Origin of the sequence: Streptomyces sp. NBC_00259, assembly GCF_036181745.1 — a bacterium.
Classification (GTDB): Bacteria; Actinomycetota; Actinomycetes; order Streptomycetales; family Streptomycetaceae; genus Streptomyces; species Streptomyces pratisoli.
The window spans coordinates 5,166,431-5,188,767 of sequence record NZ_CP108080.1 but is presented as its reverse complement, the minus strand read 5'-3'; the positions used below and the strand labels follow the sequence as shown (position 1 = coordinate 5,188,767).

Annotated in this window: 19 protein-coding genes and 2 tRNA genes; 7 read left to right on the top strand and 14 right to left on the bottom strand. The window is 70.3% G+C overall.

All coding sequences use genetic code 11. The features are described from left to right. Positions 1-110: 110 nt before the first annotated feature. Entirely contained in the window at positions 111-971 is an 861-nt protein-coding gene (locus OG766_RS23605; RefSeq protein ID WP_328726141.1) for a LysR family transcriptional regulator, read from the bottom strand. A gap of 294 nt (positions 972-1,265) precedes the next feature. On the opposite strand from OG766_RS23605, the gene OG766_RS23600 reads away from it, so the two are divergent. Continuing rightward, complete coding sequence (locus OG766_RS23600) at positions 1,266-1,673, top strand: CBS domain-containing protein (RefSeq protein WP_266382773.1); 408 nt, start codon at positions 1,266-1,268, stop codon at positions 1,671-1,673. Positions 1,674-1,840: 167 nt separating this feature from the next. Here the strand turns inward: OG766_RS23600 and OG766_RS23595 are convergent, their stop codons facing one another. Beyond that, complete coding sequence (locus tag OG766_RS23595) at positions 1,841-3,319, bottom strand: catalase (RefSeq protein WP_266382770.1); 1,479 nt, start codon at positions 3,317-3,319, stop codon at positions 1,841-1,843. Between the two features lie 125 nt (positions 3,320-3,444). On the opposite strand from OG766_RS23595, the gene OG766_RS23590 reads away from it, so the two are divergent. Then, on the top strand, positions 3,445-3,861 hold the full coding sequence (locus OG766_RS23590; protein ID WP_266382767.1) for a Fur family transcriptional regulator: 417 nt from the start codon (positions 3,445-3,447) through the stop codon (positions 3,859-3,861). A 130-nt stretch (positions 3,862-3,991) separates the two neighbouring features. Here the strand turns inward: OG766_RS23590 and OG766_RS23585 are convergent. The 4 genes from OG766_RS23585 to OG766_RS23570 all read right to left on the bottom strand — a co-directional run bounded on the left by OG766_RS23585 (position 3,992) and on the right by OG766_RS23570 (position 9,451). Next, positions 3,992-4,068: transfer RNA gene (locus OG766_RS23585), tRNA-Met, on the bottom strand. A 119-nt stretch (positions 4,069-4,187) separates the two neighbouring features. Further along, positions 4,188-6,224 (bottom strand): tetratricopeptide repeat protein, encoded by a 2,037-nt coding sequence (locus OG766_RS23580; RefSeq protein WP_328726140.1) that lies wholly within the window; start codon positions 6,222-6,224, stop codon positions 4,188-4,190. 215 nt (positions 6,225-6,439) lie between these two features. Then, positions 6,440-6,513: transfer RNA gene (locus tag OG766_RS23575), tRNA-Met, on the bottom strand. 58 nt (positions 6,514-6,571) lie between these two features. Continuing rightward, the gene (locus OG766_RS23570; RefSeq protein ID WP_266384432.1) at positions 6,572-9,451 is read right to left on the bottom strand and encodes a UPF0182 family membrane protein; all 2,880 of its coding nucleotides are present in this window, start codon (positions 9,449-9,451) and stop codon (positions 6,572-6,574) included. A 200-nt stretch (positions 9,452-9,651) separates the two neighbouring features. On the opposite strand from OG766_RS23570, the gene OG766_RS23565 reads away from it, so the two are divergent. After that, positions 9,652-10,209, top strand: a complete 558-nt coding sequence (locus OG766_RS23565) for a PPA1309 family protein (RefSeq protein WP_266382763.1) — start codon at positions 9,652-9,654, stop codon at positions 10,207-10,209. 111 nt (positions 10,210-10,320) lie between these two features. Here OG766_RS23565 and OG766_RS23560 read toward each other — a convergent pair whose 3' ends face one another. The 4 genes from OG766_RS23560 to OG766_RS23545 form a co-directional block, all read right to left on the bottom strand. Next, entirely contained in the window at positions 10,321-11,409 is a 1,089-nt protein-coding gene (locus tag OG766_RS23560; protein WP_266382761.1) for a YlbL family protein, read from the bottom strand. A 73-nt stretch (positions 11,410-11,482) separates the two neighbouring features. Continuing rightward, entirely contained in the window at positions 11,483-11,719 is a 237-nt protein-coding gene (locus tag OG766_RS23555) for a hypothetical protein (protein ID WP_266384519.1), read from the bottom strand. An 84-nt stretch (positions 11,720-11,803) separates the two neighbouring features. Beyond that, positions 11,804-12,265, bottom strand: a complete 462-nt coding sequence (locus tag OG766_RS23550; protein ID WP_266382757.1) for a molybdenum cofactor biosynthesis protein MoaE — start codon at positions 12,263-12,265, stop codon at positions 11,804-11,806. 78 nt (positions 12,266-12,343) lie between these two features. After that, the gene (locus OG766_RS23545; RefSeq protein ID WP_266382754.1) at positions 12,344-13,456 is read right to left on the bottom strand and encodes an SDR family oxidoreductase; all 1,113 of its coding nucleotides are present in this window, start codon (positions 13,454-13,456) and stop codon (positions 12,344-12,346) included. Between the two features lie 222 nt (positions 13,457-13,678). On the opposite strand from OG766_RS23545, the gene OG766_RS23540 reads away from it, so the two are divergent. Both OG766_RS23540 and OG766_RS23535 read left to right on the top strand, forming a co-directional pair. Beyond that, positions 13,679-15,100: a zinc-dependent metalloprotease gene (locus OG766_RS23540; protein ID WP_266382751.1), complete on the top strand. Its 1,422-nt coding sequence runs from the start codon at positions 13,679-13,681 to the stop codon at positions 15,098-15,100. Beyond that, positions 15,097-15,639, top strand: coding sequence for an NUDIX hydrolase (locus OG766_RS23535; RefSeq protein ID WP_266382748.1), 543 nt, complete (start codon positions 15,097-15,099; stop codon positions 15,637-15,639). Before OG766_RS23540 ends, OG766_RS23535 begins: the two co-directional genes overlap by 4 nt. Positions 15,640-15,731: 92 nt before the next feature. On the opposite strand, the gene OG766_RS23530 is transcribed toward OG766_RS23535, so the two are convergent. The 4 genes from OG766_RS23530 to OG766_RS23515 all read right to left on the bottom strand — a co-directional run bounded on the left by OG766_RS23530 (position 15,732) and on the right by OG766_RS23515 (position 19,503). Continuing rightward, the gene (locus OG766_RS23530) at positions 15,732-16,487 is read right to left on the bottom strand and encodes an AIM24 family protein (RefSeq protein ID WP_266382745.1); all 756 of its coding nucleotides are present in this window, start codon (positions 16,485-16,487) and stop codon (positions 15,732-15,734) included. Positions 16,488-16,506: 19 nt separating this feature from the next. Beyond that, the gene (locus OG766_RS23525; protein WP_266382743.1) at positions 16,507-17,187 is read right to left on the bottom strand and encodes an AIM24 family protein; all 681 of its coding nucleotides are present in this window, start codon (positions 17,185-17,187) and stop codon (positions 16,507-16,509) included. Positions 17,188-17,200: 13 nt separating this feature from the next. After that, complete coding sequence (locus OG766_RS23520) at positions 17,201-18,793, bottom strand: TerD family protein (protein ID WP_266382740.1); 1,593 nt, start codon at positions 18,791-18,793, stop codon at positions 17,201-17,203. Between the two features lie 113 nt (positions 18,794-18,906). After that, the gene (locus OG766_RS23515; protein ID WP_423247093.1) at positions 18,907-19,503 is read right to left on the bottom strand and encodes a M48 metallopeptidase family protein; all 597 of its coding nucleotides are present in this window, start codon (positions 19,501-19,503) and stop codon (positions 18,907-18,909) included. A 235-nt stretch (positions 19,504-19,738) separates the two neighbouring features. Here OG766_RS23515 and OG766_RS23510 point away from each other — a divergent pair, with 235 nt between their 5' ends. Then, a complete protein-coding gene (locus OG766_RS23510) occupies positions 19,739-20,965 on the top strand; it encodes a ThiF family adenylyltransferase (RefSeq protein ID WP_328726139.1) in 1,227 nt (408 codons plus the stop codon). Continuing rightward, on the top strand, positions 20,958-22,331 hold the full coding sequence (locus OG766_RS23505; RefSeq protein ID WP_266382735.1) for an ABC1 kinase family protein: 1,374 nt from the start codon (positions 20,958-20,960) through the stop codon (positions 22,329-22,331). Before OG766_RS23510 ends, OG766_RS23505 begins: the two co-directional genes overlap by 8 nt. Positions 22,332-22,337 lie beyond the last annotated feature (6 nt).

The following is a 22,337-nucleotide window of genomic DNA, read 5'->3' as shown; positions in this document are numbered from 1 at the left end:
CTCACGGTCCTTGTCGATGGCGGCGGCGGATTCCGCCGCTCCTCCACCCTGGCGCCGTGCCGCGGCCGGCGTCCAAGACCTCTTCCGTCAGCGGTGATGTCCCCAGGGCATCAGTGCTGGGCAGCGGCGATGTCGGCGAACTCCGCGAGCAGAGGGGAGCGGCGGCCGGCGCTCCAGGCAAGGCAGACCTCGTTGGGGCCGATGTCGTCGATGGGCACGTGCGCGACATCGGCATGGGTGTAGTAGACCGCGGTGGACAGCGGCAGGACGAGGACGCCCCCGGACGTCGCGACGTGTTCCAGCTTCTCCTCGACGGTGGCGAACGACGGCCGCGGCCAAGCCTCCTCGCCGCCGGTCCGCTCGGGGAGGTCGCGCCACTCGGGGACGGCGTCGGGGTCCTGCAGCAGCCGCTCGGGCGCCAGATCCGCGATGACGATGGACTCCTTGCCCGCCAGACGGTGGTCCGCCGGCAGTACGGCGACGCGGGGCTCCCGGAAGAGCGGGCGCAACTCCAGGCCGCGATGGTCCACCGGTAGCCGTACGAAGCTCACGTCGAGAAGGCCCTCGTGCACCCCTTTGACCTGGTCGCCCCCGGACGTGCGCACCACCTGCACACTCAGCTCGGGGTGCCTGGCGGAGAAGGCACGCACCGCGCCGGTCACGGTGATCCCGGGCATGAAGCCGACCGTGAACTCCGGAGATCCGCGGGTGGCCTGCTGGACCCGGCGGCACAGGGCCTGCGCGGCGGCCAGCAGGGGCCGAGCGTCCTCCAGCAGCTGTCGGCCGGCGGCCGTCAGCGCGGTGGTCTGCTTGTTCCTGGTGAACAGCTGTGCGCGGAGCTCCTGCTCCAGCGCGCGGATCTGCCGGGACAGCACCGGTTGCGTGATGTGCAGCCGCTCGGCGGCCCGGCCGAAGTGCAGCTCCTCGGCCACCACCACGAAGTAGCGCATCTTGCGCAGATCGACATCCATGACATCTCCCACCGTGCAGACGCCATGTCCCAGCGTAGTTCCTCCGGACCGTGCCGCCGGGGCGATCACCCGTGCGCGGCACGCCCGCAGACGCGCGGGAGCAGGCCGCTTCGGAGCCGATCGGTCCCAGCACTACCGAGCGGCGCGCTCCGGGGGCGTGCCCCCGTTTCCACCGAAGGACGACGCGCCCCCTCTTGTTGGCATCCGGAATCACTGCGACTCTGAGAGTCCCCCCACTTGTGAACTTGTGAATCAGTTCTCGTTGAACGGTTCACCAAGGAGGTGGCTCCATCCATGCTCGTCCGTGACGCCATGAGCACGGTGGTCCTCACCATCGGGCCCGCACACACCCTCCGACAGGCCGCCCGGCTGATGGCCGCGCGCCGGGTCGGGGCGGCCGTCGTCCTCGACCCCGACACCAGCGGCCTCGGCATCCTCACCGAGCGCGACATCCTGAACTCTCTCGGCGCGGGCCAGGACCCGGACCGTGAGACCGCAGGCACCCACACCACGACCGATGTCGTCTTCGCCGCGCCGGCCTGGACGCTGGAGGAGGCCGCCGAGGCCATGACGCACGGCGGCTTCCGCCACCTCATCGTGCTCGACGCCCACGGACCCGTCGGCATCGTCTCCGTACGCGACATCATCCGCTGCTGGGCGCCTGCCCGGCACCGGGCCGCGGCGACGACGCTCGCGGGCTGATCCCGACCCCACCCCCCGACCGGACTTCGACCGACCGCGACGAAACCGCCGATCACCAACCTGTGACCGCCGACCGCCGACCGCTGGCCGCGCGCATGCGAGAGGGCCGGATCTCCTCTGCGGAGATCCGGCCCTCCCTCTTACGGCAAGCGATCCAGTGCTGGTTGTCAGCCGCGCAGGGCCTGGACCGCGGCCTCCAGCCGCTTGCCGAAGTCACCGTCGGCCCGACGGAAGTTGTCGAGGGCACGCTCGGCGATGTCGTCACGGGAGACCTTGGCGATGAAGCCCGCCAGGTTCTCGATCAGACGGCCCTTCTCGTCCTCGGACATCAGGCGGTACAGGTTGCCCGCCTGGACGAAATCGCCGTCCTCGGAGTGCGACGGGGCCGCGTGGTCACCGGTGGCGCCGGCGACGGCCGTCGGCTGCCACAGGGGCCTGTCCGTCTGGAACGGTCCGCCGAAGCTGTTCGGCTCGTAGTTCTTCGCGCCCTTGTGGCGGCCGTCGTAGAGGAAGCCGTCACGGGAGTTGGTGCGCGCCTCGGTGGCGTGCGGGCGGTTCACCGGCAGGTGGTCGGCGTTGATGCCGACGCGGTAGCGATGGGCGTCGCCGTACGCGAAGAGACGGCCCTGGAGCATCTTGTCCGGGGAGGGGCCGATGCCCGGCACGAAGTGGGCGGGGCTGAAGATCGACTGCTCGACCTCGGCGAAGACGTTCTCCGGGTTGCGGTTGAGCTCCAGCTTGCCGATCTCGATCGGCGGGTAGTCCTCGTGCGGCCACACCTTGGTGAGGTCGAACGGGTTGAAGCGGTAGTTCGCCGCCTCGGCCGCCGGCATGATCTGGACCTGCACGGTCCAGGACGGGAAGTCACCGCGCTCGATGGACTCGCGCAGATCGCGCTGGTGGCTGTCCGGGTCCTCGCCCGCGAGCCTGTTGGCCTCGGCCTGGGTGAGGTTATTGATGCCCTGGTCGGTCTTGAAGTGGTACTTGACCCAGAAGACCTCACCGGCCTCGTTGTTCCACTGGTACGTGTGCGAGCCGTAGCCGTTCATGTGGCGGTACGAGGCGGGGATGCCGCGGTCACCGAACAGCCAGGTCACCTGGTGGGTCGACTCCGGGCTCAGCCCCCAGAAGTCCCACACGTTGTCCGCTTCCTGGCTGCCCGTGTACGGGTCGCGCTTCTGCGTGTGGATGAAGTCCGGGAACTTGATGGCGTCCTTGATGAAGAACACCGGGGTGTTGTTGCCGACGAGGTCGTAGTTGCCCTCCTCGGTGTAGAACTTCAGCGCCCAGCCGCGGGGGTCGCGCACCGCGTCGGCCGCACCGAGGTTGCCCGCGACGGTGGAGAAGCGCAGGAACGTCTCGGTCTGCTTGCCGACCTCGGAGAGGAACTTCGCACGGGTGTACCTGGTGACGTCCGCGGTCACGGTGAACGTGCCGTAGGCGCCCGCACCACGCGCGTGGACGACGCGCTCCGGGATGCGCTCACGGTTGAAGTGCGCGAGCTTCTCCAGCAGCAGCTGGTCCTGGACCAGCACCGGACCGCCGACGCCCGCGGTCTCGCTGTTCTGGTTGTCGGCGACCGGCGCGCCGGCCTCCGTGGTGAGCGGTCCCTGCGTCACGTGCGCCTCCTGCGAATCCTGCCTCATTGCGTGCAAGTCCTGTCCTTGGCCAATGCCGTTCCCGATCCTACGATAGACATTGTCTAAGTCAAGCCAGATTCCAAAGTCACACCTGTTCGGAACAGACGCCCCCTGCTGTTAGGCTGATACGTATGAGCGACCTGTTGGAACGACTGCGCGGACGCGGCTGGCGTATGACCGCGCAGCGGCGCGTCGTGGCCGAAGTTCTCGACGGTGAGCACGTCCATCTGACCGCCGACGAGGTGCACGCACGCGCCGTCGAGCGGCTGCCCGAGATCTCCCGGGCGACGGTGTACAACACGCTGGGTGAGCTGGTCTCGCTGGGCGAGGTCCTGGAGGTGTCCACGGACCGTCGCGCCAAGCGCTACGACCCGAACGCCCACCAGCCGCACCAGCACCTGGTCTGCGCCCACTGCGGCTCGATCCGCGACGTCCACCCGACCGGCAATCCGCTCACGGACCTTCCGGCGACGGAGCGCTTCGGCTTCACGATCTCCGACGTCGAGGTCACGTACCGGGGCCTCTGCCCGGACTGCGCGAGCGCTTAGCCTTCGGGCGCCCAGCCTCGGGGCGCCTAGCCTTCGGGCACCTCACGCGCACCCTCGGCAGAACGGGCCGCCGACAACGTCGACCAAAAAGACTCAAGGCCCGGATCCATGGATCCAGGCCTTGAGTGCGTGGTAGCGGGGACAGGATTTGAACCTGCGACCTCTGGGTTATGAGCCCAGCGAGCTACCGAGCTGCTCCACCCCGCGTCGGTGAACCCAACAGTACGTCACCGCGCTGACCAGAGCAAATCAGTAACCGTTCACCTGTTCGCCCACCTGTTCAGCGACCCGATCACCGGCGAATCCGGTCACCGCCGGCCGTCCGCTCACGCCGTGAGTTCCTGGTGCAGCGCCTCCCGCAGCGCCTCGGCCCGCTTGGCGACCTCGGCGGGCCCCAGCTCCACGGCACGGGCACACCAGCGCTGACCCTCGGTGAGCTCGCCGCGGCGCGCGGCGAGCAGTGCGAGCCGCAGCGCCGCGCGGCCGTGACCGGCCCGTGCGGCGCGGGTCCACCACAGGGCGGCCTCACGCTCGTTGCCCTCGCGGGCGAGCAGCAGCCCGAGGTTGAACGCACCGTTGCGGCTGCCCGCGTCGGCGGCCTCCCGGTACCAGCGGGCCGCGTCGGCGATGTCACCGCGAGCCGCCGCGAGCATGCCGACGCGCACCTGGGCACGCCGGTGCCCCTGCTCGGCCGCACGCTCGTACCACTCCTCGCACTCGGTCTTCTCACCCACGGGCTCACCGAGCGCCGGCGGGCCGGGCAGCGGCTGACGGGCGTCCAGCAGCGTCGCGAGCCTGAACGCGGCCTCGGCACTGCCGCCGCCCGCCGCGCACCGCAGATGGCGCTCGGCGGTCTGCTCGTCCCCGTCGCGCAGACTGGCCATGCCGACCTGGAGGGCGGCCTCGGTGTGTCCGGCGGCGGCGGCGCGCTCGTACCAGCGCAGGGCCGTACGGTCGTCGTCCCGGCCCGCGTACAGGATGCCGAGGTTGAACGCGGCGTCCACGCTCCCCGACTCCGCGGCCTTGGAGAACCAGGGCTCGGCGCCCGTCGCGTCCCCGGCCTGCAGCAGCAGTACGGCGAGCGCGTTGGCGGCCTCGCGGTGCCCGGCGTAGGCGGCACGGCGGTACCACTGCTCGGCCTGGCTCGTACGGCCCTGGGCCGCGCAGAGCAGACCCAGGTTGTACGCACCGTTGACGTCGCCCGCGTCCATGGCGGTGCGGTACCAGCGCTCCGCGGACTGCTGCTCACCGCGTGCGGCGTGCAGTGCGCCCAGCGCGTTGGCAGCGTTGCCATCGCCGTCCTGGGCGGCCCGCAGCCACCACACGGCGGCGCTCTCCTCGTCGCCCGCGTCCCTCAGCAGGAATCCCAGCGCACACGCGGCGCGTGCCTCTCCGTCCTTCGCGGACGTGAGGTACCAGCGCGCGGCCTCCTTGAGCTCGCCCCGCCGCTCGAGGATGCCCCCGAGATGCAGCGCGGCCCGCCGGTGCCCACGCGCGGCGGCCTGCCGGTACCACTGCTCGGTCTCCCGCAGCGCTTCCGCTGCTCCGGCCGTCCCGCCCTCGGCGAACGCCATGGGCGCGTCCGGACCGCCGGACACGTCCGAGGCCGTCGTCCCCACCGCACGGCTGTCGTCGTCACGGACCACGGCTGCGGCGCCGGAACCGGCGTCCGCATCCGCGTCCCCGCCCTTGTCCCTGTCCGCTGGTACGTCCGTGGCGAGCGCCTGCCGCTCCAGCGCACGGGCCAGGCGGTAGGCGGCCTCGCGATGCCCCTGGTCGGCAGCCGCGCGAAGCCAGCGCTCCGCACCCGGCTCGCTGCGGTGCTCCAGCAGGTCGGCCAGGGCGTACGCGCCGAGCGCATGGCCCTGCTCGGCGGACTGGCGCAGCCAGTACTCGGCGGCGGGCTCGTCGCCGCGCTCCCGGAAGTGCCGGCCGAGCGCGTGCGCCGCGGCGGCGGAGCCGGCGACGGCGGCGATACGCCACCAGCCGGCCGCCTCGTCGGCGTAACCGCGCTGGTGCAGCAGCACACCCAGATTGTTCGCGGCGGCCCGGTCGCCCTCGGCGGTGGCCGTGCGCAGATGCGGCTCCGCACCATCGAGGTCGCCACGGCGCAGCAGCATCGCACCGAGGGCGCTGATGGACGCGACGTCCCCGGTCTCGGCCGCGCGACGGTGCCTGGCCTCGGTCTCCGCCTCGGAATCGGAGGCGGCCATGGGCTCCACAGGCGTCAGGGACTCGAGCGGATCCACGGCGTCGACGGCCATCACGGCGGCCACGCCCACCGCGGCCACCGCGGTACCGGCGTGTTCGTGCACAAACCGCCCTGTCTTCAACAGAGTTGCCCTGTCCCCCATAATTCCCATCGTCGCACCACCTGCAACCCGCGTACACCTGGTATACCGCAGCCAGTGAGGTCACTTCAGCGTTTTGTCGACATGCCCACAGAGAGATAAGTCAAACACGTCTCACCCCAACACGCCGGACTCAACTCGCCCCGTTCGGCACACACTTCGGACACGCCGGTCCATGACATACGTCGAGGGCCCGGATCCAAAAGGATCCGGGCCCTCGACTTCAGTAGCGGGGACAGGATTTGAACCTGCGACCTCTGGGTTATGAGCCCAGCGAGCTACCGAGCTGCTCCACCCCGCGCCGTTGTGTACCTACAGTACCACGGTGCGGAGTGGACCCAGCTCAGCGGGCCGTCGGGTCAGCCGCTCGGCGTCCCCGGCTGTGCCGCGGCGGCTCGCTCGAGCGCCGCCTGGAGATCCGCCTGCGCCTTGCCGTACGCCGCCCAGTCGTTCTTCTTGAGCGCCGCCTGCCCCTCGTCGTACGCCTTCTGGGCGTCCGCGATGGCCTGCTTCAGCGCCGCGCTGCCCGTCGCCGGCGGCTGTGTCGTGTCGGTCGGCGGTGGTGGGGTCGTCGTGGGCGGCTGTGCCCCGTCCACCCCGAACACCGCGTTCAACGCCTCCGCCAGGCTGTCCTTGAAGACCGGCTTGCCGCCGTAGGACACGGCCACCTTCTTCAGCAGCGGGTAGTTCGCCGCGCCGCCTCGTGCGTAGACCGGCTCGATGTAGAGGAACCCGCCGTCCAGCGGCACCGTGAGGAGATTGCCGTAGTCGATCTCCGAGTCGGTGCCTCTGAGGTCGCGGACGAACGTCGCGACCTCCGGCACGCTGTTGAGCTCGCTCTGCACCTGCGAGGGGCCCTGCACGGTCGAGGTGACTCTCAACAGCCTGATCGCGCCGTAGCCCTCGCCGGTCGCATCGGCGTCGATCGCCATGAACGCACCGAGGTTGGGCCGCCCGCTGGGCGTGAACGTCGTCGTCAGCGAGAACTTCTGGTCGTTCTCGCCCGGCATCTTCAGGCTCAGGTAGTACGGCGGAACCGCGCTGCCGTCCTTCTTCGTCGGGTCGTCCGGGACCTGCCAGGCGTCACTGCCGCTGTAGAACTGCTCGGGGTCCGTCACGTGGTACCGCGTGAGCAGCTCCCGCTGGACCTTGAACATGTCCTGCGGGTAGCGGAGATGGGCCAGCAGCCCCGGCTCGATCTCGCTCTTCTCCTTGACCGTGTCGGGGAAGGCCTTCATCCAGGTCTTCAGAACCGGATCCTTGGTGTCCCACTGGTACAGGTCGACCGTGCCGTCGTAGGCGTCGACGGTGGCCTTCACCGAGTTGCGGATGTAGTTGACCTGGTTCTGCTGCGCGACGACGGCCCGCTGCCTGTCGGTCAGCGAGTCGGCCGTGGTGTCCCCCAGCGTCGTACGGGATGCGTAGGGGTAGCCGTTCGTCGTGGTGTACGCGTCGACGATCCACTTGATGCGGCCGTCGACCACCGCCGGGTAGGCGTCGCCGTCGATGGTGAGCCAGGGGGCCACCGCCTCGACGCGCTCCTTGGGCGTGCGGTTGTAGAGGATCCGCGAGCCCTCGCCGATCGCTCCCGAGTAGAGGATCTGCGGCTCGCTGAACGACACGGCGTACGCCGCCCTGTTGAACGCGTTGGAGAGGTTGACCCCGCTCTTGCCCTTGTAGCTGGTGGTCTCCTCACCGTTCTTCTCGTAGTCGAGCTCCTTCTGCGGGCCGCCCACGATCGAGTACTGCTCGGTCTTCTCGCCGTAGTAGATCCGCTGCTCGTACTTGCCGAGCTGGCCGGTGGTGGGCAGACCGGACTCGGTGAAGTCGGGAGCGCCGACCGTGCCCTTGTCGGGATCGTCGATCACGCTCGTGCCCTTGGCCGCGATCGCTCCGTAGCCGTGGGTGTAGGTGAAGTGGTCGTTGATCCAGTTGCGCTTGGGGATGCCCTTGATGTTGAGCTCGCGCAGACCGATGACCGTGTCCTGCGGCTTTCCGTCCGGTCCGGTGTACCGGTCGACGTCCAGGGTCGCGGGGAACTGGTAGTACTTCCGCTCCTGCTGGAGCTGCTGGAAGGCGGGCGAGACCACGTTGGAGTCGACGACCCGGTAGCTGGCGGCCGTGGTGGCGTCCTCGCGCTGCTGCGCCTTGCGCTTCGGGTCGCCCTTGCCCGGGTAGTCCTCCGCCTTGGCCGCGGCGATGCCGTAGGCCTCGCGCGTCGCCTCGATGTTCTTCTGGATGTACGGCGCTTCCTTGGCCTGCTCGTTCGGCTGGACCTGGAACTTCTGCACGATCGCCGGGTACAGCCCGCCGATGAGGATCGCCGACAGCACCATCAGGCCGAAGCCGATCACGGGCAGCTGCCAGGTGCGCCGCCACAGCGTCGCGAAGAACAGCACGGCGCAGATGACCGCGATGCAGAAGAGGATGGTCTTGGCCGGCAGATACGCGTTCGCGTCGACGTAGCGCAGGCCCGTCCAGTTTCCGGCCGCCTTGAAGTCACTGGACTTCACGGCCAGGCCGTACCGGTCGAGCCAGTAGGCAACGGCCTTGAGCGCGACGAAGATGCCGAGCAGCACGGACAGATGGCCGGTGGCCGCGGCGGTCGCCCGGGCACCCGGGCTGGTGACGCGCAGCCCGCCGTACAGATAGTGGGTGAGCGCGGCGGCGATCAGCGAGAGCACGGCGGCGGCGAAGCCGAAGCCGAGCAGGAACCGGTACCAGGGCAGATCGAACGCGTAGAAGGCCACGTCCATCCGGAACTGCGGGTCCTTCTGGCCGAACGGCACTCCGTTGACCCACATCAGCCAGGTGCGCCACTGGGAGGACGCGGAGGCTCCGGCGATCAGCCCGACCAGCGCGGTGATCCCGAGGAGCACCCACTTCTTGTACGGGGCGATGCCCATCCGGTACCGGTCGAGGCTCTGCTGCTCCAGCGACATCGCGCTGAGCGGCGGCCGCAGCCGGTGCGCCAGCCAGATGTTCAGCCCCACCGCGCCCGCCATCAGCAGGCCGAAGACCGCGAACAGACCGATCTTGGTCCACAGGGTCGTGGTGAACACCGACGAGTACTTGACCGAGCGGTACCAGAGCCAGTCGGTCCAGAACCCGGCGAACATGACAAAGGCCATGGCGAGCACGGCCAGCACGCCGAGTGTCATCAGCAGCGTACGGACGCGCCGGGACGGCCGACCCACTCTGATCCGTGGCCCGGTCGGGCCTCCGCCGCGGTCCGGCATCTGGAAAGCCAACGTGCGCCCCTCGAAGTTCGCGGTCGTGTAAAGCGTCGGGTAAAGCGTTGTCCACGCGTCGTGCAAGCGTCCTGCAGGCGTCCGGCGCGTGTTCGGTGGGTCCACGCGATCGTAGAGCCCACTCATGCAACTTACTGAGGCTTTACCTAGTTCCCGACTTCGGGGCCGAAGGAGGCAGGATGTTGAGCATGTCCAACGTTTCCCCCGGCGGCCCTCCGATGGCCGCGAGCCCGCTCACACGAGCAGTGCTCGAAATCGACGAGTACGCGTCCGGCCTCGGCTGGGACCAGCCGGCCCGGCTCTTCGCTCTCGTCGACACCGCGCAGCTGCGCACCCAGGAGCCGGGCCTCGCCGCCCAGCTCGGTCTCGACGAAGGGGACGCGGGCGCTCCGCTCACCCCGGTCGAGCAGGACGAGATCCCCTCTGGCACCCCGCTGGACGAGTTCCTCGGAACGATCGCCTGGCCCGACGCGGTGGCGGGCTGCGCCCTGACCGTCGAGCGGCTGATGCTGCCGCCGTCCGCGGAGGCGTCCGTCCCCGAGGGCCTCGACGAGGCCGGACTGGCCGAGTGGGTCGCCGCCCACCCGGGCCGGCAGGAGGTCCGGATGACGGTCGCGGTACTCCGCGACGGCGCCCGCGAGTCGGCACTGCGCCTGCGGGAGAAGGACTCCCCGACCGAGGTGCTCACCGGCTCCGAGCTGGTGCCGGGGCTGGCGGAGGCACTCTCGGCGACGTTCGAGGCGTAGCGACCGGCGACGGGAAGGGGGCGCGCCGCCGTCGCGGTGCGCCCCCTCCTTTGCGGGAGTCCCGTCCGTTGCGGGAATCCTGTCCGCTGCGGGAATCCTGCCGTGCCGGTCTCAGCTCTTGGAGCAGCTGGGCAGTCCCGCGGTGTTTCCGCTGCGGATCTTCTCCAGCGCCTTCGTGGCGTCGTCGATGGTCTTGACCCTGACCAGGGTCAGCCCTTCAGGGATGTCGGAGGCCGCGGACGCGCAGTTGTCGCTGGGCGTCAGGAAGTACTCCGCTCCCGCCTTCCGCGCGCCGACGAGCTTCATCTCGATCCCGCCGATCGGCCCGACGACGCCCTGGTCGTCGATGGTGCCGGTGCCCGCGACGAACTTGCCGCCCGTCAGATCGCCCGGGGTGAGCTTGTCGACGATGCCGAGCGCGAACATCAGTCCGGCGCTGGGGCCGCCCACATCGGCGAGCTTGATGTCGATATGGAAGGGGAAGGTGTGGTCCGTCCCGGCCGTGATGCCCACGACGGTCCGCTTGGCCTCCTCCGACCTGACGGTGCCGACCTGCACGTCCTTGCCGCCGGCGAGTTCCTTGCCGGCCTTCTCCGCCGCGGCCGCCTCCTTCGCCGGCACGATGGTGAAGCTCACCTTCGAACCGGGGGCGTGCTTGACGACGGCCTTGGAGACATCGTCCGGCTTGTCCACCGGCGTGCCGTCGACGGCCTTGATCACGTCGCCGGCGTGCAGCGCCCCCTGCGCCGGGCTCTCCTTGCGGATCGAGGAGACGACGACCCGGGACTTCACCGGGATCCCCAGCTCACGCAGGGCGGCGACCTTGGCGCTCTCCTGGGACTGGCTGAACTCCTCGGCGTTCTCCTGGTTGGACTGCTGTTCCGTCTTGCCGTCCGGATACAGGGTCTCGTGCGGCACCACGACGTTGTCATGAGCCAGCCAGCCGTAGACGACCTCCGCCAGGTTCATCCGGTACTCCGCGCCGGTGACCCGGACCGTCGTCATGTTGAGGTGACCGGTCGTCGGGTAGGTCTTGCGGCCGGAGATCTGGAGCACCGGCTCGCCACCGGAGTCACCGAGGGTGTTCACGGTCGGCCCGGGCGACATCTCGGAATACGGCGGGGTCAGGAACACGCCCACGCAAAGCAGCACAATGAGGATCAAGGTGGAGGCGAGCATCGTCGCTGTGCGGCGTGGCATGGAACGACAGTACGGGACCGGCCTGTGAGTGCACCTGCCGGGCCGGTCCGTACGGGGGCGGTGCAGCGGGCGGTCAGACGGCGTCCGTACCGGAGTGGGACTTCTCCATCGCGTCGCGGAATCGCGCGTAGCCGGCGAGCTCGGCGACGTCTCCCGTGGTTCGGTTACGTGAGGCCCAGCTTCCCCATATCGCCGCGCCGATGGCAGCGAAAAACGGAATCAGCAACCAAGCGAGTGCCGCCATCACGACCTCCCAACCCCATGAGCTGGACAACTGCTCGTGCAGCTGACCGATCAGCAGATTAACCATTCGCCGCTTCAACGCTGGTGCCAGGGGGGCGGTTACGCAAATCGGGCCATGGGCCGCCGTCCGGGTGCGGGCTCACTGCGCCACTCAGCAGGCGCCGACCCACTCCTCCGTACCATCCGAGAATTTCTGGTGCTTCCAGATCGGGACCTCGTGCTTCAGGTCGTCGATCAGCTTCCGGCAGGCCTCGAACGCCTCCCCCCGGTGCGGGCACGAAACGGCGACGACCACCGCCAGATCCCCGATCTCCAGGTCACCCACACGGTGGACGGCCGCGAGGGCTCGCACCGGATACTCCGCGGCGACCTTCTCCGCGACACGACGCAGCTCCGCCTCGGCGGAGGGGTGGCACGAATAGCCGAGCGCGTCGACGTCCGCGCCACCGTCGTGATCGCGCACCGTGCCCACGAAGAGCGCCGTGCCGCCGGCCGCGGAGTCGCCGACGGCGCCGAACACCTCGTCGACGGAGAGAGGGGTGTCGCGGATCGCCAGCAGCCGGATCGGGTCCGCTGCGGCCTGCTCACCGGGGTGGTCGTTCGTGCGTGCCATGGCCCCATCGTGCCGTACGCCACCGACGACGAGGAATAGCGCTTTCGACCGGGCGGACAGCGCGGCGGTTGGAGCGTCCTACAGGCCCCGGCGCTTGCGGGCCCGGCGTACGAGCGCGGCCGTGCCGAGCAGGGCGACGGTCGCGCCCGCGGCGCCCGCGGCGGCGGTCGCGTCCTTGCGTCCGAGACGACGGCCCGCGACGGTGTGCCGGCCCTCGACCTCTTCGAGCAGCGCGGCCAGCACCTCTTCGTTGGTCCACTGCGGCCGCCACCCGGCGTCGTGCAGCCGGCCCACACTGACGACCCACGGGTGCATCGTGTACGCGAGGTCCCCCGCCGGGGACGGGGTGAGACCGATCCGGTGCAGCCGGGCAGCCGCCCCGAGGGCGACGGCGGAGGGCAGCTCCATGCGGCGGATGCCGCTGAGCTCCTCGACCTCCTCCTGCTCCAGCCAGCCGTCGCAGCCGACCGCGAACTCACCGTCGACCTTCTCCAGAGCGGCGTACTCCAGGGCGCTCACCAGGTCCTCGACATGGCAGAACTGCCAGGTGGGGCGGGATCCGGCGACGACGAGCAGCCGCGGCGACTCGAAGTAGCGGGTGAGAGCCGTGTCCGTACCGCCGACGAGGATGGCGGGCCTGACCACGGTGACGTTGAGCCCGGGGTGGGCCCGGGGCGCGCGCCGGCCCAGGCGCTCGATCTCCAGCAGGTCGCCGACGCCGGTGGCCTCGGCGGTGGCGCGCAGCTCCGCGTCCTCGGAGAGCGGGATGTCGTTGTCGGGCAGCGCTCCGTAGACCATCGCCGAGGTGCACAGGACGACCCGGTGGACGCCCGCGGCAGCGGCCGCGGTGAGCACGGTCTGGGTGCCGCGCACGTTGTACGCGGTCCGGGCGGCCGCATCGGTCTCCAGGTCGAGGTCGAGCGCCAGGTGCACGACGACGTCGGCGCCGCGCAGCTTCTCCGCGATCGCCGGGTCACGCACGTCGAGAATGTGCCAGTGCGCCTCGGGAACCTCGCCGCGGCGCTCGTCGACGGCGATGACCTGTCTGATCTCGTCCGAGGCGACAAGGCGCCTGGTCAGCAGGTCGCCGACGCCGGAAGCGGCGCCGGTCACCGCGACGACGGGGCCGCGCCCCGCGGCCGGGGCCGAATGGTTTCGCGCTGCGCGAACCTGCGGATCTGGGGAACTCACCGGGCGTCTCCAGCGGTTGTCTTCAGTACGGGCGCGGATGAACGCGTACGTACCAGGTGGCGTCCATCCTGCCGCAGGCCATGAGCCAGTGAAGCATCGAGCCCATGTCCGGACCCGACATGTCGACGCCGCCGCGGCCAGCCGGGCGCCGCTTAGGCTGGTGGTGTAGTCGGGCAGTCGCCGCCGGCAGAAAGCCGGTGGCCCTACGAGCCGAGGAAACCCGTGAGTGACACCCCATTCGGATTCGGCCTTCCGCCGGAGGAGCCGGAGAACGGCGACGAGGGCAAGAAGAAGGACCCCGCCGGAGGTGGGCAGGGTTCCGGCGGCGGCCAGGGCGGCCCGGCAAACCCCTTCGGGTACGGGTTCCCGGGCGCCGGGGCAGGCGGGGCGGACAATCCGTTCGCCGCGATGTTCGGTTCGCTGAACCCGACCGACCTCGGCGCGGCCTTCCAGCAGCTCGGGCAGATGCTGAGCTATGAGGGCGGCCCGGTGAACTGGGACATGGCGAAGCAGATCGCCCGCCAGACGGTTTCCCAGGGCACCCAGGACGGCACGAAGGACGCGAGCGTCGGTCCCGCCGAGCGTGCCGCGGTCGAGGAGGCCGTGCGCCTGGCCGACCTGTGGCTGGACGGTGCGACGTCCCTGCCCTCCGGTGCCGGTACGTCCGTGGCGTGGAGCCGCGCGGAGTGGGTCGAGGCGACCCTCCCGGCCTGGCAGCAGCTCGTCGACCCGGTCGCCGAGCGCGTGGGCGTGGCGATGGGCGATGTGCTGCCCGAGGAGATGCAGGCCATGGCGGGCCCGCTGATCGGCATGATGCGCTCCATGGGCGGCGCCATGTTCGGCCAGCAGATCGGGCAGGCGATCGGCGTGCTGGCGGGTGAGGTCGTCGGTTCGACCGACATCGGGCTGCCGCTGGGCCCGGCCGGCAAGGCCGCGCTCCTTCCGCTGAACGTCGAGGCGTTCGGCAAGGACCTGGGTGTCTCCAAGGACGAGGTCCGGCTGTATCTGGCCCTGCGCGAGGCCGCCCATCAGCGGCTCTTCGCGCATGTGCCCTGGCTGCGCTCGCATCTCTTCGGCGCGGTCGAGGGGTATGCGCGCGGGATCAAGGTCGACACGACCAAGCTGGAGGACGTGGTCGGCCAGTTCGACCCGACGCACCCCGAGCAGTTGCAGGAGGCGCTCCAGCAGGGCATGTTCCAGCCCGAGGAGACCCCGGAGCAGAAGGCGGCGCTCGCCCGGCTGGAGACCGCGCTCGCGCTGGTCGAGGGCTGGGTGGACGCCGTGGTGCACGATGCCGCGAAGAACAGGCTGACGTCCGCGGACGCCCTGCGCGAGACCCTCCGTCGGCGCCGCGCCTCGGGCGGTCCCGCCGAGCAGACCTTCGCCACGCTCATCGGCCTCCAGCTGCGTCCGCGCCGGCTGCGGGACGCCTCCCGGCTGTGGGCGTCGCTCACCGACGCGCGCGGTCTGGACGGCCGCGACGGTCTGTGGGAGCACCCGGACATGCTGCCGACCGCCTCCGATCTCGACGACCCGGACGGCTTCGTCCACCGTGAGCACCTCGACTTCTCCGAGCTGGACAAGATGCTCGGCGAGGCGGCCGAGGGCCGTGACCAGAACGGCAAGGACGACACCGACAAGTGAGCCTGTACGACAACGCCGTCCGGGTACTGAAGGAGTACGAGGGCGTCCGGGAGGGGCGTGAGGGCCAGGAGGAGTTGCGCCAGACGTACCTCGACCATCTGGCGGCGTACCCCGACGGCATGTGGAAGGCCTGCGAGGCCGGGCATCTGACGGCCAGCGCGCTGGTGGTCGACCCCTCGCGCGACCGGGTGCTGCTGACCCTGCACAGGAAGCTGGGCATGTGGCTGCAGATGGGCGGACACTGCGAGCCCGGGGACGCCACGCTCGCCGACGCGGCGCTGCGCGAGGCCACGGAGGAATCCGGTATCGACGGACTCACGCTGCTTCCGGGCGGCCCGGTGACGCTGGACAGGCATGCGATCCCGGCGCCGTGCCACTGGCATCTCGATGTGCAGTACGCCGCTCTGGCGGCGCCGGACGCGGCCCCGGCGATGAGCGACGAGTCACTGGACCTGCGCTGGTTCGGCTATGCCGAGGTGGCCGATGTCGCCGACGCGTCCGTGGTGCGACTGCTGGAGCGGACCCGCGCGCGGCTGTAGCGCGATGCGGGAAGCGCCATGTGTGCAAGGGGCGGACGCCTACAGGCGTCCGCCCCTTGCACAACCTGCGTCTTGCACAGCCTGCTTCGCGCTCAGCTCCAGACGTTGTTCTGGTTCTGGGCGTGGGAGCCGTGCTGGCCCATGCCGTACTGGGCCCGCGCTCCCTGGCCGACCTGCGCGTTCTGCGGGGGAAGGACCTCACTGGGCTGGACCAGGGCGAAGCCCTGACCGAGGAAGCTCAGTTCCCAGCCCTCTCCCGTGTTGCCCCGGCGCCGCCAGACGCCCGTGGAGTGCGTCTGGGCCTGCATCTGCACCCGCAGCGAGGACGACCAGGCGACGATCGCGTCGGCGTCCACATTGACGTACTTGTCGGGCGTGACCTGCATCATCAGCGGCTGGCCCGAGGTCATCAAGGCGACCTTGCCCCGCCCGGAGATGTTGAGCTGGTACTTGCCGGAGCCGGAGATTCCGTACTGGCTGTCCACGGCGATGACTTCGGTGTGCAGCGCGGAGTCCAGCGCCAGCACATAGGCGCTGTCGACGGTCATGCCGTCCTGGTCGACGTCCACCACGTGCACGTACTGCGCGAGGTTGGCGAAGTAGACCGTGCCCTGGCCCGAGCAGCGCATCAGGTCGAGGCCCTCGCCGGTGCGGGCGCGGGCGCGGCGCTGACCGCTCGTCTGGTACTCACCGTCGAAGTCGATGAGCCCCTGGTAGGCGACCATCGCACCCTTGCGGGCGAGGACGTCGTCGTGCCCGGTGAGCGCGACCCGCAGGAGCTGCGGGTTCTGTACGGCGTACCGCTCCTGGGACTGCTGTTCCGCGTGACTGAAAAGCGGGCTCTGCATGGTGTGTTCTCGCTCCCCCTCAGCCCCGGATCCGCAGACGGTCGGTGCTGTCCTCGCTCGGCTGTACGACGACGATGCCCTGGCCCGAGAAGGCCATCTGGTACGCCTCTCCGCTGCCCCGCCCGATGAGGGAGGAGGCCTTGAAGCTGCGCTTGCCCTTCACCTTCAGGTTCGGCGACCAGGCGACGAGGGCGTCCGGGTCGACGTAGGTCTCGTCCTCCCCGCGGCCGCAGTCGACGACGATCGGCGTGCCGCGCGAGGTCAGCGCGACCCATCCGGTGCCCGCGACCTCGACGTTCCACAGGCCCTGCCCGGCGAACTTGGCGAGTCCCTTGACCCGCTCGACGCCCCACTGGAGGTGCGCGTCGAAGGCGAGGAGGTTGGTGCTGTTGACGGACAGGGAGTCGTTGTTGAGGTTGATGACGACGACGTCGGCGCCGTAGTCGGCGAGGTAGAGCAGCCCGTCGCCGGAGCACTTCATGATGGGCGCGCCCTCACCGGTGACCCACTGGGAGGCGATCTGCCGAACGGCCGGCGGGTTGGGCTCGTACTGCACGAAGCCTTCGTAGGCGACCATCGAGCCCGTACGCGCGTACAGGTCCTGGCCGCCGGCCATGGCCACCTTGAGCATCGTGCGACCGTGGTTCTCCATCCGGGCCACGACGGGGGTCGGGGCGTAGCCCGCGAGTTGCTGGTTCACTTTCCGGGCTCCCTCAGACCTCGTAGGGCTGGACGACGATGAAGTTGCCGGGGGCGCCCCGGAACTGCAGATTCACGGTCTCCCCGCTGTGGCCGGGGTACGCGTTGCGGCGCAGCCGTACCTGGCTGGAGAGGATCACCTGGGACGCGGACGACCAGGCCACGATGGCGTTGGAGTCGGCGAAGGTGGTGGGTGTGACCGGCAGGACCACCGGGATGCCGTGGGTCTTGACCACGACGGTGCCGGTGCCCTGGAACTGCATCGTGAACAGGGCGCCGCCGGGAATGCCGTGACCCTCGATGCGGCGGACCTCGTGCTGCAGGGACTCGTCGAACGCGAGGACGTTCTCCGCGGAGACGCAGATTCCGTCGCCCTGGAGCTCGATGGGGTGCAGATGTGCGCCGTTCTCGGCGAGGAAGACCTGGCCGCGGCCCGTGCAGCGCATCAGCTGCATCTCCTGGCCCGTGGCGTTGCCGACGATCCGGCCGGAGAAACCGGCGCTCTTGTAGCCGAAGTCGACCTTGCCCTGGTACATCACCATGCTGCCCTGACGGGCCAGCACCGGTGTGCCGCCCATGCCCAGGTCGACGCGCATCAGCTGCTGGTTCTGCGAGGTCCACCGCTGGCCGGTGGGCAGTTCCTTGTACGGCTGGAGTGCCGCCTGGAGACCCGCGCCGGCCGGCGGGGCGCCCTGAGGGACTCCCTGCGGCACACCCGGGGGCATGCCCGGCTGACCGTACGGGGCGGGCTGCTGGCCCGGGACCTGCCCGAACTGCGGCGGCTGCGGCTGGCCGTACGGGGACGGCGGCGCCGGAGGCGGCACCGTCCCGCCAGGAGGCGTGATCGGGGCGGCGATGGTCGGCGCCGCGTGCATCTGCGGGTTGACCTGCGCGGGCGCCGGAGCGGGGGCAGGCGCAGGGGGTGCCCCGAACGCGGGGGCGGGCTGCGGAGCTTGAGGCACCTGCGGAGGGACCGGAGCCGGAGGTGCGGCAGGGGCACCGAACGCGGGGGCCGGTGCGGGAGCGGCGGCGGCCGGCGGGGCGAACCCGGGCACGCCCTGCTGCGGGGCAGGCTCCTCCTCGGCCACCTCTCCGCCGAAGTTCTTCAGCAGCGCGTCGAGGCCGCCGTCGAAGCCCTGGCCGACGGCGGCGAACCGCCACACGTCCTTGAGGTAGAAGTCGCCGAGCATCACGGCACGTTCCGTGGAGAACTCCGAGCCGGTGAAGGCGTACCGGACGACCTCCTCTCCGCCGGCGACGATCCGGATGTACCCGGGGCCGATCTGCGACATCTGGCCCGCGCCGTCGACGGTCGCGGTGAACGACAGCTTGTGGATCTGCGCCGGTACGCGATCCAGCGTGACGCGGAACGACTCGGTGTCGCCGGCCTGCGCACCGAGGAGCTGAATGGACTCCTCCGGCGATTTCGGCTGGTTGAAGAAGATGAAATAACGGTCGTCCGAGAGCTGCTCGTTCGCGTCGAGGGCGAAGCAGCTGATGTCGAAGGTCAGCCCAGGAGCGGCGATCTGCACACCCACGTACAGGTCGGTCCCCGGTGTCAGGTCACTGATCTTGGCCTTGTGGCCTCGTTGGAATTCCCTGGCCATGCGTAACGACCGTCCCCCATCCCGACGAAAAATCTGACTGCGTCGCGCCAGGCTAACCGTTATCGGTGACATTGAGCCAAGCCGGTACACATTCGGTACAGGATCAGAAGAAGTCACTCATCGCGCGCGGTCGGCAGGTGCGGAAGCCGCTCCGCGGCGACCACTCCTTCGAGGTAGCCACGGGCCCGCTCGGTGCGCGGATACGCCTCCAGCAGCCGCCAGAAACGCGGCCCGTGACCCGGTACGAGCAGATGGGCCAGCTCGTGGACGAGCACGTAGTCGACGACGTACTCGGGCATGCCCTGCAGGCGGTGCGACAGACGGATGCTGCCCTCGGCCGGAGTGCACGACCCCCAGCGGGTGTTCTGATTCGTCACCCAGCGCACCGACGTCGGCCTGGCCCGGCCGTCGAAGTACTGCTCGGACAAACGCTCTGCGCGCTCCGCCAGTTCCGCGTCGCCGAGAGTCCGCTTGCTCTCCTGCGCGGCGAGCTTGTCGAGCATGACCGTCACCCAGCGCCGCTCCTCCGCCTCGGACATCCGGGCCGGGATGAGAACGATGGTGCGGTCACCTTCCCGGTACGCGGAGACCGTTCTGCGGCGCCGGGCACTGCGGCGGACCTCGACCGCGCTCGTCGCGGAGGGGCGGGGCGAATGTCTGATCACGCTGCGCTGCTGGCTTTCGGCGCTGTGCGGTCGGTCGGCGGACACGCCCCGACGTTACCCGCTGCCCATGGGAGAAGTCCCGCCCCCGAGGCGGTTCCACCTTGATCCACTCGACGGCGTGCACCAATAAGAACGACTAATGCCCCAAGCCTGTGGATAACTTTCCGCACGCGCCGCCGGGTGCGTGCATTCTGATGCCGTGACAGAGCGAACCATCCGAACGACCGACGGGTGGATTGGTATCAAACACGGAAGAAACGCCGTGCGAACGGGGGCGAGTATGCATCCGGTGGTAAAGCCTGCGCTGCGGCAGGCCTGGCGGGACCTTCGCCATGTGCAGTTCGGGACGACAGCGGCACATGCCGTGGTGATGGGGCCGGTGGACACGGCGACCGGATGTCTGCTGTCGCTCTTCGACGGGACCCGGGGTCTGCCCCGGCTCCGCGACGAGGCCCGGGCCATAGGGCTGCCCGACGGTCAGGTGGACGCGCTGCTCGGCCGGCTGGCGAAGGCGGGTCTGGTGGACGACGCGACGGGCGGCGGTCCGGCGGCGGACGCGTTGCGGAAGCGGCCGGGGGCGTTCGACCGGCTGCGCTCCGACCTCGCGTCACTCTCCGTCGTCCACCCCGAACCGGGCGGCGGGATGGGGCGGTTGGCGGCCCGCAGCGCCATACGGGTCCAGGTCCGGGGCGCGGGCCGGGTCGGGGCGGTGCTCGCGGCCGCACTGTCCGCCGCGGGGGTGGGCGAGGTCGAGGTGCTGGACGGAGGGCGGGTGGAGCCGTGGGACGTGGCACCCGGCGGGCTGCCGGCGAAGGCGGTCGGTGAGCGCAGGGCCGCGGCCGCCCGGCAGCTGGTGCGGCAGTCCGCCCCGGGCAGGGCGCCGCGGGCGGTGCGGCGGACCGCAGGGAGCCCGCCGTCGGTCGAGTCCCCTCTGACGCTGGTGATCGTCGCTCCACGGGACGGGCTCGCGGCGTACGCCCCCGATCCTGGGGCGGCCGAGGACTGGGTGACCACCGGAACTCCCCATCTTTATGCGGGCGTTGTCGAGGCGACCGGTGTGGTGGGACCGCTGGTGCTGCCCGGAGGCACGGCCTGCGCGGGGTGCCTGGCGCTCCACCGGGCGGACCGCGATCCGGTGTGGCCGCGGATGATGGCGCAGTGGAGCACGCCGGGGCGCCGCGCCACGGGCCCGGGAGCCTGTGATCTCGCACTGGCCACCGCGGTGGCCGGTACGGCCGCGGCGCATGCGCTGTCCTTCCTGGACGGCGAACTGCCGGCGAGCACCGGAGCGCGCTGGGAGGTGTCGTCGCCGCTGCTCGACTGGCGATCGGAGCAGTTCAGGCCCCATCGCGACTGTTCTTGTGGGGCGGCTGGGCAGACTCAGGGGGAGCGCGCCTCGAAGGCCGGGACGCCGCACGACACAATGGCCGGGGTAACGGCGTCGACGGAGCAATGCCACCACGCAGACGCGGCACGGCGGCTGGGATTTGGAGGGGCGCATGTCTGATCTTCCCCGGAAGGCGGTCACCCGGACCGCCAAGTTGGCCGCTCTGCCACTGAGCTTCGCCGGCCGTGCCACCTGGGGCCTGGGCAAGCGGATCGGCGGCAAGTCCGCGGAGATCGTGGCGCGCGAGCTGCAACAGCGCACGGCGGAGCAGCTGTTCAAGGTGCTGGGTGAGCTGAAGGGTGGTGCGATGAAGTTCGGGCAGGCGATGTCCGTCTTCGAGTCCGCCCTGCCCGAGGAGGTGGCCGGCCCCTACCGGGCCGCGTTGACCAAGCTCCAGGACGCCGCTCCCCCGATGCCGACGCGTACGGTCCATGAAGCGCTGGCGGAGCGGCTCGGCGAGGACTGGCGGGAGCTCTTCCTGGAGTTCGAGGACAAACCCGCGGCGGCCGCGTCCATCGGCCAGGTCCACCGTGCCGTCTGGCACGACGGACGCGAGGTCGCGGTGAAGGTCCAGTATCCGGGGGCCGGGGAGGCACTGCTCTCGGATCTGTCCCAGCTGAGCCGGTTCGCCAGGCTGTTGGGGCCGCTGATCCCGGGGATGGACATCAAACCGCTGATCACCGAGCTCCGCGACCGCGTGTCGGAGGAGCTGGACTATTCGCTGGAGGCCCGGGCCCAGCGGGAGCACGCCGCGGAGTTCGCCGACGACCCCGATGTGCTGGTGCCCGACGTGGTGCACCAGGCGGACCAGGTGCTGGTCACCGAGTGGATCGACGGGATACCGCTGGCCGAGGTGATCAGCGACGGCACGCAGGAGCAGCGGGACCGTGCGGGGCAGCTGCTGGCCCGCTTCCTGTTCTCCGGTCCCGCGCGCACGGGGCTGCTGCACGCGGACCCCCACCCGGGGAACTTCCGGCTGCTCCCCGCCCCCGGCGCGGCGGAGGGCGGGGAGGATCCCGGTGAGTGGCGGCTGGGGGTGCTGGACTTCGGCACCGTCGACCGGCTTCCCGGCGGACTGCCCAGGACGATCGGTGACTCGCTCCGGATGACACTGGAGGGCCGGGCCGACGAGGTGTACGGGGTGCTGTGCGAGGAGGGCTTCGTCAAGGAGTCGATCGACCTCGACCCGGATGCGGTGCTGGAGTATCTGCTGCCGATCATCGAGCCCGCGCAGGCCGACCGGTTCACGTTCACCCGCGGCTGGATGCGGGCCCAGGCGGCGCGGATCGCGGACCCTCGCTCTCCGGCACACCAGTTGGGCAAGCAGCTCAATCTCCCGCCGGCCTATCTGCTGATCCATCGGGTGACGCTGAGCACGATAGGTGTGCTGTGCCAGCTGAACGCGACGGTGCGGCTCCGCCACGAACTGGAGTCCTGGGTGCCCGGCTTCCTGGCCGACGCGGACGGCCTGGCGGTGGAGGCCTGACGCCCG